14 protein-coding genes are annotated in these 15604 nt (G+C 56.7%); 5 read left to right on the top strand and 9 right to left on the bottom strand.

Going from position 1 to position 15604, the window contains the following annotated elements:
• Positions 1 to 15 precede the first annotated feature (15 nt).
• Entirely contained in the window at positions 16 to 639 is a 624-nt protein-coding gene (locus ABD890_RS14245) for an exopolysaccharide biosynthesis protein (RefSeq protein ID WP_345090576.1), read from the top strand.
• On the opposite strand, the gene ABD890_RS14240 is transcribed toward ABD890_RS14245, so the two are convergent.
• Complete coding sequence (locus ABD890_RS14240) at positions 618 to 1577, bottom strand: SGNH/GDSL hydrolase family protein (RefSeq protein ID WP_345090573.1); 960 nt, start codon at positions 1575 to 1577, stop codon at positions 618 to 620. The two genes, ABD890_RS14245 and ABD890_RS14240, sit on opposite strands and share 22 nt — an antisense overlap.
• A gap of 33 nt (positions 1578 to 1610) precedes the next feature.
• Positions 1611 to 1991: a YciI family protein gene (locus ABD890_RS14235; RefSeq protein WP_345090570.1), complete on the bottom strand. Its 381-nt coding sequence runs from the start codon at positions 1989 to 1991 to the stop codon at positions 1611 to 1613.
• A 160-nt stretch (positions 1992 to 2151) separates the two neighbouring features.
• Between ABD890_RS14235 and ABD890_RS14230 the strand changes: the two genes are divergently transcribed.
• A complete protein-coding gene (locus ABD890_RS14230) occupies positions 2152 to 2916 on the top strand; it encodes a rhamnogalacturonan acetylesterase (protein WP_345090567.1) in 765 nt (254 codons plus the stop codon).
• A 102-nt stretch (positions 2917 to 3018) separates the two neighbouring features.
• Here the strand turns inward: ABD890_RS14230 and ABD890_RS14225 are convergent, their stop codons facing one another.
• Positions 3019 to 3441, bottom strand: coding sequence for a leucine-rich repeat domain-containing protein (locus tag ABD890_RS14225; RefSeq protein ID WP_345090564.1), 423 nt, complete (start codon positions 3439 to 3441; stop codon positions 3019 to 3021).
• A gap of 39 nt (positions 3442 to 3480) precedes the next feature.
• Positions 3481 to 4443, bottom strand: a complete 963-nt coding sequence (locus tag ABD890_RS14220) for a DUF1559 family PulG-like putative transporter (protein ID WP_345090561.1) — start codon at positions 4441 to 4443, stop codon at positions 3481 to 3483.
• Positions 4444 to 5261: 818 nt separating this feature from the next.
• Between ABD890_RS14220 and ABD890_RS14215 the strand changes: the two genes are divergently transcribed.
• The gene (locus ABD890_RS14215) at positions 5262 to 6635 is read left to right on the top strand and encodes a Gfo/Idh/MocA family protein (RefSeq protein ID WP_345090558.1); all 1374 of its coding nucleotides are present in this window, start codon (positions 5262 to 5264) and stop codon (positions 6633 to 6635) included.
• A gap of 75 nt (positions 6636 to 6710) precedes the next feature.
• Here the strand turns inward: ABD890_RS14215 and ABD890_RS14210 are convergent, their stop codons facing one another.
• The 5 genes from ABD890_RS14210 to ABD890_RS14190 form a co-directional block, all read right to left on the bottom strand.
• Entirely contained in the window at positions 6711 to 8231 is a 1521-nt protein-coding gene (locus ABD890_RS14210) for an RtcB family protein (RefSeq protein WP_345090555.1), read from the bottom strand.
• A gap of 75 nt (positions 8232 to 8306) precedes the next feature.
• Complete coding sequence (locus ABD890_RS14205) at positions 8307 to 9815, bottom strand: arylsulfatase (RefSeq protein ID WP_345090552.1); 1509 nt, start codon at positions 9813 to 9815, stop codon at positions 8307 to 8309.
• Positions 9816 to 10018: 203 nt separating this feature from the next.
• Positions 10019 to 10582 (bottom strand): hypothetical protein, encoded by a 564-nt coding sequence (locus ABD890_RS14200; RefSeq protein WP_345090549.1) that lies wholly within the window; start codon positions 10580 to 10582, stop codon positions 10019 to 10021.
• A 140-nt stretch (positions 10583 to 10722) separates the two neighbouring features.
• Positions 10723 to 11085, bottom strand: a complete 363-nt coding sequence (locus ABD890_RS14195; RefSeq protein WP_345090546.1) for a DUF6438 domain-containing protein — start codon at positions 11083 to 11085, stop codon at positions 10723 to 10725.
• Between the two features lie 389 nt (positions 11086 to 11474).
• Positions 11475 to 12284, bottom strand: coding sequence for a hypothetical protein (locus tag ABD890_RS14190; RefSeq protein WP_345090543.1), 810 nt, complete (start codon positions 12282 to 12284; stop codon positions 11475 to 11477).
• Between the two features lie 283 nt (positions 12285 to 12567).
• Between ABD890_RS14190 and panB the strand changes: the two genes are divergently transcribed.
• Positions 12568 to 13377 (top strand): 3-methyl-2-oxobutanoate hydroxymethyltransferase, encoded by an 810-nt coding sequence (gene panB / locus ABD890_RS14185; protein ID WP_345090540.1) that lies wholly within the window; start codon positions 12568 to 12570, stop codon positions 13375 to 13377.
• A gap of 59 nt (positions 13378 to 13436) precedes the next feature.
• The gene (locus tag ABD890_RS14180; RefSeq protein WP_345090537.1) at positions 13437 to 15512 is read left to right on the top strand and encodes a thioredoxin domain-containing protein; all 2076 of its coding nucleotides are present in this window, start codon (positions 13437 to 13439) and stop codon (positions 15510 to 15512) included.
• The last annotated feature ends 92 nt before the right edge of the window (positions 15513 to 15604 follow it).

Below are 15604 nucleotides of genomic sequence, written 5' to 3'. Positions count from 1 at the left end.
AACCCAAGTAAGCACATGCCCGATACAGAAGCAGCTCAGTCAGATCAGAATCAGGAAGATGATTCGCCTGAAAGTCTGACGGAAGTTCTGCAGCAAATGAAAGAGAATACCGAGGGGGATCAAATCTCGCTCGGAGACGTTCTCGACGCCCTCGACAGCCGAAGTTTTGGGCCTCTGTTATTGGTGCCGGCGATCTTGGCCGTTTCTCCGATTGGGGCAATCCCCGGCATGTCGATCGCCACGGGACTGGTACTGCTGCTGGTATCGGTCCAGATGCTTGTTTCCAGCGGCCGCCCGTGGCTGCCGAAGCGATTGCTCAACTTTTCGTTCTCGCGGGAAACGTTTGCCCAAGGGATCGATAAGACCCTGCCTTGGGCCAAGTGGCTAGAGAAGTTTACCGCTCGGCGTCTGACGTTTCTTACCACGGCTCCCTTTTATTACGTGCTGGCGATTATCATCGCGTTACTGGCGATCTTGTTCATTCCCCTGGCCTTGCTCCCCTTCGCCGTCTCTATCCCTGGACTGGCCGTGGCGTTGTTCGCCTTAGGCATAACCGTGGAAGATGGAGTGATGGTGCTCTTGGGGCTGGCGATTGCCGGCGTGGCGGTGGGCGTGACTTATTTCTTCTGGCCGTTCTGATCGTCTAAGGACGATAACTGCGAGTGCTCGACGATTTCGTTGAGAAACAATCGGCGGATCGCATCGTAGCCGCGATCGTTGGGATCTTCGATGTTTTCGTAGAACCAATAATAAGGATCGTCGGCGATGTACGTCGATCGCCAAAACTGCCGACAATGCGAGCCATGCCCCAGAAAGGCCGCGTGCAACGGCACATGATGCACGTTCTCGCGAGCGTCGATCGCTTCGAGGATTACCTCGTTGTAGCGAGAATGAATCGCTAAAGCGTCGGGCCAGTTGGGCAGAAACACGCTCGCGGCATCGCCGACACCATCGGTCGGATCGTATATGTCGGCCAGGTAGATCTCGCATCCGCCCGGGAAGGCCGCGTCGATCTTATCGAGCATCGAACCAAGCCGCACTCGGAACGCTTCGATCCAGGGCTCGGCCTGAGCCAGCGTTGCCCCGTACATCGCACACTCGCGAGGCGGTCGACGACCATAGCTATGAATCAAGTCGTTTCCGCCACTGGTCATCACCACCAGGCCGAACACGTCGTCGGGATGTTCCGGCAGACGCTGTTCGATCGTCCGCATATGATCTTCCGAAGTCGAGCCGGAGACCGCGAGGTTCTCGGTCGTGATGTTCGGCAGGACGATCGAAAGCGACTTGTCATGCATGTCGACATATTCGCCTTCCGGGTTTTTCCACAGCCGATTGAAGTAGCTGCGATCGACCGAATCAGCTCCGAGCCCCGCCGTGATGCTGTCGCCAATGCCCAGCAGCAGAACCTTCTGCTCATTCCAAACATTGTCGAACGGAGCAGACGGCACCAGCGGTCCCGCAGGGCCGCTGCCAATCGGCCGGAGCATGAAGTATTGCAAGTAGAACAGCGCACCGGCCACCACCAGCAAACCGGTCGCGGCGAGAACTGCCAGATGGATCTTGTTGAACTTCATCTTTGCCCCAGCGAATTCCGTTACTTGAGTGACCTACTGCGGCAGGTCTTCCAGCGGACGCAACTCGACCGTTCCCTTTTGGGCAGGTGGGATCCGCGAAGCAATCGCGATCGCCTCTGCTTCCGTTTCGACATCCAGCAAATAGAAGCCACCCAACTGCTCGGTCGTCTCCGCGAAAGGCCCCGTGGTGACAAGCTGTTGGCCGTCGCGAACGCGGATGCTCTTGGCGGTGGCCACCGATTGAAGCGGAGCCGACGTGATCAGCTTTCCTTCTTTGACCAGCTCGTCGCAGATTCCCATGCTCGTGCGCATGCAATCTTCCCGTTCGTCGGGAGTCCAACTCGATTCGGCGCCATAAACTAGCAGCATGTATTTCATGATCTTCTCGTTCTCGTTTCCGATCTGCAGTGGCATGCCAGACTTCGCCTGACCCACTTCCGGTGCGAGAGTGATTGTAATTCGCCGTATCGGCCTGCTTCAAGCGATAGCCCGCAGCGATTCGTGCGAACACGAGTTACACTAGAAGTAACCCATCACCTAACCTCGATCGATTTCTTGGATTGCGAGAATCGCCATGCCTCGAATGCCCCAACTTGCCGCTTTGGTCGCCGCTGCCTTCCTTACCACCAGTTCGCTGCTGCTCGCGGCGGACAAGCCTGCCAAACCTAAGATTATTCTCGCAGGCGATTCGACCGTGACCGACGGGGCAGGGTGGGGCGTTGGTTTTGCGAATTCCCTCAACGAAAACGCAACCTGCATCAACCTGGCGATGGGTGGCCGTAGCAGCAAAAGCTTTCGTGACGAAGGCCGCTGGAAAAACGTGATCAGTGCCGAGCCGACTTACGTGCTCATTCAGTTCGGGCACAACGACCAGCCGGGCAAAGGCCCCAAGCGTGAAACCGATCCGAAGACAACCTTCCGCGAGAACATGGCCCGCTATGTCGACGAGGCCAAAGCTGCCGGCGCCCAACCGATCTTAGTCACTTCGGTCTCGCGACGTTTCTGGGATGCCGACGGGAAACGGATTGAATCGATCCTTGGAGGCTACGCCGAAGGGACGCGATCAGTTGCAAAGGAGAAAGACGTTCCGCTGATCGATCTGCACAAGATCTCTATCCGCGTCTACGAAGAACTGGGCAGAGAGGCCTGCATGAAGATGCAGCCGCCAGGCCCGAACGGCAAGGAAGACATCACGCACTTCAATGCGATCGGCAGCCAATTGTTTGGAACGCTGGTCGCCGCCGAACTGGCGAAGGTGTTGCCTGAGACCAAGCCGCTGATTCGCGACGACCTTCCATCGGAAGCAGAAGCGATCGAAATCTATCGCCAGGCAAAGTAATGTCTCGGCATAAAAAAGACCGGAGAGCAGCCACGGCTGGCCAACTCTCCGGTCTTTTCGGTTGGGCCCGAACCAGGTTCGTCCCCGAACGTTTGCAGGCGATTAGGCCCCAGGTCCAGAAATTGACACCTGAGGATGGGTGTCGCGGAACTTGTCGGCGGCACCATTGGTGATCTTGGTTTCGGTCAGCTCCAGCGTTTCCAGCTTCGGCATCTTTTCAGCGGTGGCGAACACTTCGTTCGTTAGATCACCGTTGTAGTTCAAGTGCAGGTGCTTCAGTTCTGGCAGCGAAGCAAACTGATCGAGATCGCTATTCTGCAGTCCGGCACTTTCCAGCCAGACGGTCACAATATGAGAGTTCTCGACTTCGACCATTCCCCCTTTGCTTTCGACAAACTGCTTGACGGGAGCCTCTTTCGCATCGAGTGAGCCTCCCATGCCACAGCCGCTGGCAAATAGCAGGACGGTCAACGCCAGACATGCCGCACCGGCGGCGATGCCTGTGAAGTTACGAAATATTTGCATCGGATCTATCCTGATCTTTGATAAAAGTCTGGCGAATGGTTAAGGAAGCGTGACCGGCTGGCCGTCGTTTCGCGAGACGAGCAACTCCAGTACGGTGTCTGGCGTGTTGTCCGCATCGAACTGAACCGTGTCCGGGATAAACTGCACACTGCCGTCGCAGAAGACGAACTGCACGCCACCAGGATGCAAGCTGCTGTAAGACGAGCTTTCATAGGCATCGTTGCGGGCATAATTGAGGGCACGAACCGTGCCACCCACGACCGAGTACAGCGTCAACGTGCTGATCGGGCTCCCACCGGTCACCAGTCGACCTTCCACGCCATAGATGTTACCGGCGTAGTAGTTCGCCTTGCCGGTGCCATTCTTGCGATTCATCTGCCAGCAGCGTTCGCCAATGGCAACCGTGTTCGAGGTTCCGTCGGTAACGTCTTTAAAGCGGCACTCGCTGTTTTCCCAGAAGATGCCGTCCGCGCCGTAGTTGGTGCCGGGGATCCCATCATTACGGCATGCCAGGTCGCTCGAGTTCGAACCGATGTAGTTCGACACGGCGGTTGCCTGATCGTCGAGCTTACGCTGGTCGTTCAGTTTTGGACCGGTATCGGTTGGGCAGCGGAACGCGCTCAACGGAGTCTGCAAAACCTTCAAATCGTTGGCAGTATCGGCGATGGCCGTTGCCAATGTCTGGTTCTGTGGATCCAAGGCATCGTAGACAGTCACTTGTTCAATGAACGGAAGGATGAATGCTCCCCAGCCCCAAGTCGGATCGCCGTCGGTGAAGCCAGAGGGAAATTTGTAGCCAGGTGGAAACTGGCCGTAGGTGTCGTGGTGGTTGTGAAGAGCCAACCCCAACTGTTTCAGATTGTTGGTGCATTGCATCCGACGAGCTGCCTCTCGGGCTTGCTGCACGGCCGGCAAGAGCAAGGCAATTAATACACCGATGATGGCAATCACCACCAGCAGTTCAACCAACGTAAAACCCGATCGCACGAAGCGCATTTTCATCACGATCTCCCAAGTTAAGAAAAGGAATGAGGAGGTTTGCCAACGGCCAGTCGCCACAAGTGCAGACATACCGGTAGCCAAGAGCCACAATCACTGCCTTAGTTGCGGTTGGGGGAGATTAACCGCCAGAAGAGCTCAGGCAGAAAGTCGGGCTCGAACAGGAACCAAATGAGTTGAGATAAGGAATTTCTAATTCAACCGCACCCCATATGGAGCACAAGCTGGCGAGAATTACTTGGAGGATATCAAAACACCCCAGCAGAGCGAAAGAGATATTTTGCCCATTTAAATCCTTTTTGCGTTTTATTTTCAAGCAGTAACGTGTCCACCAACCAGAGGGCCCCGCCATATATCTTCTGAAAAAAATGCATCACCGAAGACAGATGTCACAATCGCGTCTGGTCCTACTCGCAGCTTGCTCGCGCAATCACTTTCAAAGCCAACGACAACGATCTCCAATCGTGACAGCCAAAGCGTTAGCCGATGAACGGCTAGAATTTAAATCGGAAATTGTGCCCGCCTCGGGTCAGATTCCAGGCCAAAAACAAAGTAGCCATGGCGAATGCTTACAAAACCTTTTCTTCCATGCAAATCAAATGGCGTGGCCTTGGGTTCGCCGGTTACCTACCCCCGGAAAGTGCCCTCTGCTGCCGATTTTTGATATAATTGGCTATCTAAATCTGACTAGAATGAAATGCTTACGGGAAGCCATTTGGTCTCTCCTGGTGTGCGTCTGAAACCTTCCCGCCTGGCACTTCACCCCACCCACCCTATTCGTGAAGCACTTCCTTATGCTTCCTCAAAGGAATTCCTAGCTCATGTCAAACTCTCGCCATAGTTCGCGACGTCGGTTCCTGCAGGGCATGGCCGCTGTTGGTGCCGCCACCATCATCATCCCATCGTCGCAACGTGCGTTCGGCTTCCAGAATGCCAACGACCGCCCCAAGTTCGCCACAATCGGTCTGCGTAACCAAGGCTGGACGATCACCTCGAAGACGATTCCATTCGCCGACTTCGTTGCCCTGGCCGACGTTGACGCCGGTATCCTGGAAGACAACGTCGCCAAGGTCGAAAAGAAGCAGGGTAAGAAGCCTGATTCGTACAAAGATTACCGCAAGGTTCTCGATCGCAACGACATCGACGCCGTCATGATCGCCACGCCAGACCACTGGCACACCAAGATCGCCATCGAAGCGATGTACGCTGGTAAAGACGTCTATTGCGAAAAGCCACTGACGCTGACCATCGCCGAAGGCAAGCTGATCGAAAAGGTGGTCAAGGAAACCGGCAAGGTCTTCCAGGTCGGAACCATGCAGCGTAGTGAATGCGACAGCCGCTTCTTGCAAGCGATCGCCATGATCCGCGACGGCCGCATCGGTAAGGTTCAGAAGGTGACCTGCGGTATCAACGGCATGACCGGTTCACCTGAGATTCCCGTCGCCGAAGTTCCCTCCGGCTTGGACTGGGATTTCTGGCTCGGCCCAGCCGAGAAGGTCGACTACCGCGCGTTGCCAGAAATGCGCAAGGGATACGGCGGCGGCGTTCCGCTCTATAGCAATGGTCACTACTCGTTCCGTAACTGGCACGAATACTCTGGCGGTAAGCTGACCGACTGGGGCGCTCACCACGTCGACATCGCATGCTGGGCATTGGGTGCTTCCGACAGCGGCCCAAGCAAGGTCACGCCTCTGGAATACGAACTGGCCTGCGAATACAAAGACGGCAACCCAGTCGTCCACGATCGCTACAACGTGGCCACCAAGTTCAAGATCCAGGCCGACATGCCAAACGATGTCGAAATGATCATCACCAGCGAAGGTGACAACGGCATCCTGTTTGAAGGAACCGAAGGTCGCTTCTTCGTGAACCGTGGCAAGATCGTTGGTAAGCCGGTTGAAGACCTGAAGGAGAAGCCGCTCGCCGACGACGCGATCGAACTGGTCTACGGTGGCAAGGTTCCTGCCAACCACAGCGTGAACTTCATCGAAAGCATGGAATCTCGCAAGCAGCCAGTGTCGGACGTTTGGTCGCACAACCGCATGCTCGAAGTTTGCCATCTGTCGAACATCGCCATGCGTCTGGGTCGCCCACTCAACTGGGATGCCGACAAGCGCGAAGTCGTTGGCGACGATCAGGCCAACTCGTTCCTGTCGCGAGAAAGCCGCAAGGGTTACGAAATCCAGATGGGCTAAGTCCACGGATTCATTCCCAAGCAAACTACCCAAAGCCACCGGTTGTCGCCGGTGGCTTTTTTCGTGAAGCCACCGTTACCCTTTGATGGTCATAATCGGCCGCAGTTCCGCAACTGGCCGAGCCAGGCCACCGTTCTCAATCGTTTCAATCACCGGGCCAATTCCTTTGTAGGCAAATGGGGCCTCTTGCCGTAAATCGGCCAGCTTCTTGGCGGCAATATCACGGCGTCGGGCGATCTCTTGTCGGCGAAAGTCGACCGGGGTCACCACGCGAAACGCCTTCATGAATTCGTCGAACTCGCGGTCGTACTTCTTCATCGAAGCACCGCGTGAAATCTGTCGGCCGGCTCCATGGGCAGCGCTGTGGATGGCATCCTCTAGCCCGTTACCGGCCAGGACATAACTACTGGCCCCCATCGAACCAGGCACCAACACCGGTTCGCCGTAGTAGGCGAACGGCGTCGCTTCCATCTGCTCGAAACCGCGGGCCGGGCAAGCTCCCTTCCGATGCACATAGACCGTGCGGCCGTCACTCTGCTCGGGCCAGATCATGTTATGCGGGGCATCGTACAGCAGTGGAAAGGCGACTTCCCCTAACACCTTCTCCAGGCTCGCCCATGCCATCAGCCCCAGGAACATCCGGTTGGCGAAGGCGAAGTTGGCGGCGTTGTGCATGGCATCCCAGAACGTCCCTTCCTGCGGCGAAGCGAGCGGCAACACGTAGATTCCGTTGGCGGGATGCAGTAGCGAAGAAGGGTAGTGCGTCCGAAGCTGACTGCGGTAGTGGCTGCCGCTGGCGTAGCCGATCGACACGCTCCCTGTGTGCACCATCACAGTCACTTGTCCTGGCCGAAGTCCCCAGGCATGCGCGATCTGCGGCTCGATGATCCGCTCGACGCGCTGAATCTCGACAAAGTGATTCCCGCCGCCGATTGAACCAATCTGGCTGTCACGATGCACACGGTCCGGCTCACCTAAGAAGCTCTCGAGTCCCACGATCTTCGCTGCTGGCAAACTGCCTGCTCGATCGATCCTCGCCAGCGTCTCTTGCCGATCGGTTCGATGGAAGTAGCTCCAAAGACCGTCGTCGAATGCTGAATCGACCGTATCAAACAGGCCGCGAATCCCATCGAGCAGAAGCGACTCCCGGTGCTTCCATTGCATCGGAATCCGTCGGCCTGCCTCGAAGTACATTTCGCGAAACGTGGTCTCTAGGACGTCGGCGTGCGACTCGACTTTGCCGGCCGAGAGGTCAGTCAGATGCAACCGCATGCCGCAGTTGATGTCGTTGCCGATCGCCTGAGGAATGACGAAGCCTTCAGTCTGCAGCACCGTGCCAACCGGAATGCCACTCGCCTTGTGAAAGTCTGGCGTGACGGCGACCTTCTGAAGACGTGGCTCGGTATGAAACTGATCCGGACAGGCCTGGTAGACGGCCTGAGCGGTTTCTTGAACTTCGAGCATTGCCTGAAGTTCAGCCACCGCAACAGGTTCGATCGGGACTTGCTCGTTGGCAAATACTGTGACGGGAATATCGTCGGACCGCAGCAGTTCGAGACGATTCGCGTCGCGTCGAACCAAATTACCGGAAGCCATGCATCACCTGAATCCTTTGTAGAAAGCGTTTAGCTGGGCAGACACCGCCTGCTACGAAAGGTTCTGGCGTTGCGGTTATTTTCCCTTGTCTTTCCACCATGCTTGCCACTGGGCATTAAGCTGCTCGACCTTCTTCGGCTGCGTGGCTGCCAGGTCGTTCAGCTCGGTGGGATCACTGGCCAGATCGTACAATTCCCAATTGGTCTTTCCGTACTTCACCAACTTCCAATCGCCATCGCGAATCGCTTGGGCTTTGCCGAACTGCCAATAGATCGGCCCTGGTCGCGGCGAAGCTTTTCCTTGCAAAGCATCGACGAGCGAAACCCCGGGCAGGTCGTGCTCGATATCGGCGCCCGCCAGATCGAGCATCGTCGGCAGGAAGTCGACCAGGTGACCGGCCTGATCGGTGAAGCTGCCTGGCTGAATACGTCCCGGTGCCCAGGCAATCATCGGCGTACGTGTGCCACCTTCGTAGTCGGTCGTCTTGTACTTTCGATACGGCGTGTTCGAGGCGTTCGCCCAGTTGCGTCCCTGGGTCAAGTAGCTGGTCACTTCCCACGGCATCGAACGCTTGACGGTCGAGCGATCCGAAGAATCTTCGCACGCACCATTGTCCGACAGAAAGAAGATGACCGTGTTGTCCGCTTTCCCAACGTCGTCGAGCTTCTTCAGAATTCGACCAATGTTGCGGTCCATGCGATCGATCATCGCGGCATAGGTTGCCATACGCAGGTCCCACCAATCACGGTCTGCCTCGGGAATTTCGTCCCAGCCAGGAAGGCCTGGATCTCGGGGCGAAAGGGTCGCGTTTGGCGGCAACACGCCGAGCTTCTGCTGCTGGGCGAAGCGTTGCTCTCGCAGCTTATCCCAGCCGATCTCTCCGTACTTGCCACGGTACTTGGCGATATCTTCTTCGCTGGCGTGCATCGGGTAGTGCGGGGCGGTGTAAGCCACATACAGCAGAAACGGCTTCGTCTCTTCCTTGTAAGTCTCTAGGTATTCCACCGCATAGTCGGTGAACGCATCAGTGGTGTAAAAGTCCTTGTCTTCCGGCGTGTAAGGCAGGAACTCTTGATCATCGATTGCCCAGCGACGCACCTTCTTCTTGGCCGGCTCTGGTTCATCTTCGCGAGCATGTCCTGGGTTCCAGAAGTTGCAGCACCCGTCGGTCAGACCGTAGTAACGATCGAAGCCTCGCTTGTACGGTGTTTGCCCTGCGTGCCATTTACCGACCATCAAAGTGCGATAGCCGGCCACGTCGCGCATCATCTCGCCAAAGGTCGGAGCCGAGTAAACCACATTGGCCGAGGCCCCGACATGATGCCACCAATGCCCAGTAAGCAGCGAGGCGCGTGTGTGTTCGCACTTGGCATTGTTGTAGAAGGTTCGGAATCGCATCCCTTCGTTTGCCAGGCGATCGATGTTGGGCGTTTCGATCTCTCCGCCATACGCCCCAACATCCGAAAACCCCATGTCGTCGCACATGATCAGAATGATGTTCGGCTGCTTCGCTTCGTCGGCCCAAGCAAGGCCAGGGACACAGCACAATCCAAGCAAGGTTAGCAGCAACCAGTTCGTTCGCATGATGCAAACACCTTTCGGGGAGGGCATGATCAGGTGGGCGTGATCGATTCGATCGAGCGGGGAAACCGCGCGTCAGCACGTTCAGCTAGAAAGCATTCCTGCTGCGTGTGACGTTCTCGATTGTCTCTGCAATCGAGTTCCGTTTCCAGTTGAAAGTGGCGAAGTCGCCCAGCGCAGGTCAGATTTCCCGCGATCCGATTGCGTTATTCCTTCTTCGGAATCACGCTCACTTCCAGATAGTTGGCCAGTTCAACGACCGGTGGCGGAAAGTGGCTGTCGCAATAGACTTCTTTTTCGTAGTCGCCTGAAACGATCGTCAACGCGATCTGCTTGCCGGAAGGAACGTCGGCCAGATACTCGTCGCCCAGCGTGACAATTTGCGACTGGTTGATCTTGTCGCAGATCGCTTTCACCTGATCGGCATCCAAGGTGAATTCTTCTTTCTTCTGGCGAAGTTTCTCGGCACCCTTGTCCCAGTAGGTATAAAGCGACGCACCATCGCCGTGCACCTTCAAGATGTCGTAGCCATCGTCGCCGCTTCCCAAGGCGTACTCTAAATAGAACTCCTCACTCGGCTCGATGGTCACTGGCTCTCCTTTGAACAGCTCGGCTTCGCTGGCTTGCGAAACCGGATGCGAGATCAACAGATGCGAGCCCACCATGACCTCTTGCGATTGCTGAGCAGGATCGCCGCAGCCGACGACCAGCAAGGTGGTCCATAGCACGATGGCGAAAGGACAATCGAAGGAAAGAAGGGCAGTTTTCATCACGAGGACAAACCTGAACAGCGCGCGAAGAGGATACCAGTCAGAGTTAATCGTTCTCGATTCATCTGACAGACAAAAGATAAAGCACCTTGCGCGGCATCGCAACGAGTTTCACCACCGGCGGGGAAAACAATCGACTTCTACAGAATCGTGCTGCCGGTCAACGGTAAACCAGGAGGTTGCACCTTGGGCAGCACCTTCGCTTCCAGAAACTGCGTGATCTTCATGACCTCGTCAGGAAAGAGGTTGTCGCACTTAACTTCCTTGCGAATGGTTCCGATTTGCAGCGTGCAGTAGATCGATGTCCCACAAACGACATCGGTGCTGTAACTGTCAGGAAGATTGATGAACTCGATCTCGTTCAATACGTCGCAAAACGCCTGGACTTCTTCAGGAGCGAGTTTTGCCTTGGTGTTGGGCTGCGGGTTGGGGCCATTACCGAGAAAGACGCTCGAGTACACCACGGTGCCATCCAAATAGATCGTCACGTCATTGATGACCATTCCTTCGCCGCACTCCACGAACCGAAATGAGGTAGCCGGCGATGGCTCGATCTTCACGCCATCGTACCGCGGCGAAGTACGTACGATCCGTGGAGAAGAACCCGGGTGGGTCGAAACTATGCCGAAGGGACCGACCCAATGCGCTACTTGAAAGATCGCCACCACGGCGATGCCAACTGCCAGAACCACTCCGGCTCGAAAGATCCAAGTTGATTGGTGAACCATCGGAAGAACGCTCGCGGTGTAGGAATTGCCTGCCAGACAACCATTCTGGTCGGGTGGCGTACCAGTCTGACGATCCGCGATGGTGGATGGTTTCTTGTTTCGCGCAGCAAACGAGGAGGCCGCGAAGCCTCCTCCTGGATTGGTTTCGTTCGCCGAGCGATCGATTACATGTCAAAGATGCTCTTGGCTTCTTCGGGCTTGGCGGGACCGTCGTCGTCACGTTCGCGGCGATTGCGGCGAGCCTTCTTGGGATCTTCCGGGGCGGCGAACGGCTGGGAGGCTTCGATTTCGACCTGGCCCTTCATGATGCCGGCGCCTTCGTTGTAATACATGACGGTACCTTTCACGGTGTCGCCAATGCGAATTAACCGTGGGTCTGGAAGTTCGACCGAGACCTTGGCATCTTCCGCGACTTCAACTGTCACCTTGGCTCGGCCTGCCGTCACGCTCCACTTGCCATCTCGGGCCACGCCACTGAGGCGTCCGACGACGGTGTACTTCGAGACTTCTTCATCACTCGCTTCCGAGCTTTGTTCGGTCAGCGTTGGCAGCGACGAGTTGGTCACGCCCAGTTCGATCTGCGGGGTAGGGGTGAAAACGCTTACTTCGCTCACGGCTTCTTGGCCGAAACCCTTCTTGTCGAGGGTGGCCTGAAACATGACGAACATGCCAGGGCGGACCCATTCCTTTTCGGCTTCACCACGGACGATGATTTCGTCCGGCTTCGATTCGACACGGATTGTCCACTCGGTGTTTCCCTTTTCCGGCTTCACCTTAATCAGCGGGGCTTGGGCGGCGGTCAAGGTTCCAGTCAGGTTCAGTTTCTCTTGCTTCTGGCCTGGCTTCCCTTGGAAGTTGGGCATTCCCTGCTGTGGCGGTTGGTTGGGGTTCTGAGCCGAAGCGGACGACGCCACGAAGGCTACCGCGAGGCAAAGCGAGACAGACGAACAGAGTCGAACAATCGGGTGAAGCATGAGAATCCTGCCTGGTTCCGGAGGGGGAGATAAGCGCGGAGAGGGAGTTGATCGTTCAGAATAACGGCTTCATGGCGAATTTGCCAATCAATTCGAACCGCCCCCTACCCACGAGGAAACTGGGCTTTCAACCGCGAGTTGCGTGCCGAACTCGCCTAAACCAAAGCGTGTCCGTCTGGAAATTTCACGGGGCTCCCCGTTGGCAGCGGTTGCCGCCCGGAAGTGCACTCGCGAAAATAAGTGCTGACAGGTTCGAAACTTGCAATGAAGAAGGCCCAGGCAAATGTCCACGCCCCCCCGACGCAAATCGCGTCTCACCGTTCCCCAGTTCGTCGCACGGAAAGCGGAAGGCAAAAAGCTAACCGTACTAACAGCTTACGACTATCCGATGGCCAGCTTGGTCGATCAAGCTGGGGTCGATGCCATCCTGGTGGGCGATACCCTATCGATGGTCGTTCAGGGACACGATTCGACCATTCCGGTCACCCTGGACGAGATGATCTATCATGCCGAAATGGTGACCCGAGCGGTTCGCAACGCATTGGTCATCGTCGATATGCCATTTCCGTCGAACCTTTTAGGGGTCCATGAAGCCATCCGCAACGCAGGCCGGATTCTCAAAGAGACCGGTGCCCAAGCAGTCAAGCTGGAAGGGGGAGCCGATCAGGCCGAGGTGATCTCGGGTCTGGTGAACGCCGGGATTCCGGTGATGGCCCACATTGGCTTGCGTCCGCAGTTGGTGCATCAGATGGGTGGCTACAAAGTTCAACGCGATCAAGACCGTCTCTTCAACGATGCTCGGGCCGCGGCGGATGCCGGTGCGTTCAGCATCGTGCTGGAATGCATTCCGCAGACCGACGCCGCCGAGATCACCAAGATGATCGATATCCCGACCATCGGAATCGGTGCCGGCAAAGAATGCGACGGGCAAGTCCTGGTGCTGAATGATATGCTGGGTCTAACGGAAGGCCATGTGCCGAAGTTTGTGAAACAGTACGCCAAAATTCGCGAAACAGTTACCGATGCCGTTCGCCAATACTGCGAAGAGGTCCAATCAGGCGAGTTCCCTGCTCCGTCTCATTCGTTCCGATAGAACGAACCCGCGCCCTACTATCCGCGCGGCGAAGGATCGCGCGAAAGGAATTTCGAACGATGCCGAATCGACTCGCCCACGAAACGAGCCCCTACCTCCTGCAGCATGCCAACAATCCTGTTGATTGGTATGCGTGGGGGGAAGAAGCACTGGCCAAGGCCAAGCAAGAGAACAAGCCGATCTTTCTTTCGATCGGCTATTCGGCTTGCCACTGGTGCCACGTGATGGAGCACGAAAGCTTCGAGTCGCAAGAGATCGCCGACTACCTGAACGAGCACTTCGTCAGCATCAAGGTCGATCGGGAAGAACGGCCTGATCTCGATCAGATTTACATGAACGCCGTGCAGCTTCTGACGGGGCATGGCGGTTGGCCGATGTCGGTCTTTCTGACGTGCGAGCTCAAACCGTTCTTTGGCGGAACGTACTGGCCGCCGACTGCCGGTCGTGGCATGCCTGGCTTCGACCAGGTCTTGAAAGCGGTGGTCGATGCGTGGGTGAACCGCCAGGACAAAGTCTTGGAGCAGTCCGGCATTCTGACCGAGCGTTTGCAGATGATCGGAGCAGGCACCAGCGAATCGGGCGAGATCGCCCCAGGCCGCATCCTGTTGGCGATCGATCAGATGCGACAATCGTTCGATGCGACGCACGGCGGATTCGGATCGGCTCCGAAGTTTCCGCATACGATGAATGTCGACTTGATCCTGCGTTACTACCATCAATCGCAAGACGACTCGGTCTTGCCGATGGTCACGACAACGCTCGACAAGATGTCGATGGGCGGCATCTACGATCATCTTGGTGGCGGGTTCGCTCGTTACAGCGTCGACGAGTTCTGGCTTGTCCCGCACTTCGAGAAGATGCTGTACGACAACGCCCTGCTGGTGGGCAACTACGTCGATGCCTATCGCTTGACCGGCAACCCGAACTATGCCCGAGTCATCCGCGAATCGTGCGACTACATCCTGCGGGACATGACCGACGAACGTGGTGGGTTCCACAGCACCGAAGATGCTGACAGCGAAGGGGAAGAAGGCAAGTTTTATGTCTGGACTCCAGCGGAAGTGCATCGACTGCTGGGCGATCCGGTCATTGCGGATCGCTTCTGCCAGGTCTACGACATCACCGAGTCTGGCAACTTCGAGGGGCACAGCATTCCGCGACTGAAGAAGCCGCTGGCCGAGTATGCCCGGCTGCTGGAGACTTCGGAGGAAGAACTGCGTGACGAAATGAATCGCGGCAAGGAAGTATTGTTCCATGCTCGCTGCGATCGCATTCGCCCAGGCAAGGACGACAAGATTCTCGCCAGTTGGAATGGCCTGATGATCGAAGCGATGGCTGGCGCCGGTGCTGCCCTTGCCGAACCCACCTACATCGCCGCCGCTGCAAAGGCCGCTCGCTTTGTCTTGCAAGACATGCGAAACGAAGCAGGCCGACTGCTGCACACCTATCGCCATGGCAAAGCCAAACTGGCCGCGTATCTCGATGACTACACTTATCTCGCCGCGGCGATGTTCGCCCTATATGAAGCGACCTTCGACGAGCAGTGGCTGGTCGAGTGCAAGACACTCGTGGATCAGGCCATCGAGCATTTCTACGACGACGACCAGGGTGGCTTCTTCTACACGGCCGACGATCACGAAGCGTTGATTGCCCGCAACAAAGACTTCTACGATCACAGCGTCCCCAGCGGCAATGGCGTGGCAGCGCTGGTGCTGGCGAAACTGGGACGACTGCTCGGCAACGAATCGTATCTGGCGTTGGCCAACGAAACGATTTCCGCTGGGGCCGATGTCTTGCAGAAGCATCCTTTCGCGGCCGGTCAACTGTTGATCGCCCATCACTACCTGGAAAGCAACTCGCGCGAGATCGTGATCGCGGCGAGCGATCGTGCGGAGATCGAACCGCTCGTCCGACAATTGGCGCGAACCTATGCCCCTGGAGTACTGGTTGCCGTTGCTCTTGACGATGAGCCAGAAAGCCCGTTGCTGAACTCGATGAAAGCGGGAAAGACAGCACACAACGGTGCGGCACAAGTTTATGTGTGCGAGAACTTCCACTGCAACGCTCCGATCGACGCGTCGCAGTATTTGTCGGATCTCTCGGCGAATGGAAACGAATCGGGACCTATGGTTTAATGCTGCATGGAGCATGACCAATTGCTCCGACACCCCGCAGCGAATGATACACACCTGCGAGGCTCCCCACCTCGCCACTCGAAACCACAGCA

The sequence above is a fragment of the Bremerella cremea genome, assembly GCF_039541315.1.
In the GTDB taxonomy this organism is placed as follows: Bacteria; Planctomycetota; Planctomycetia; order Pirellulales; family Pirellulaceae; genus Bremerella; species Bremerella cremea.
The sequence above is the reverse complement of the archived record's forward strand: the minus strand, read 5'-3'. Positions and strand labels throughout refer to the sequence as shown.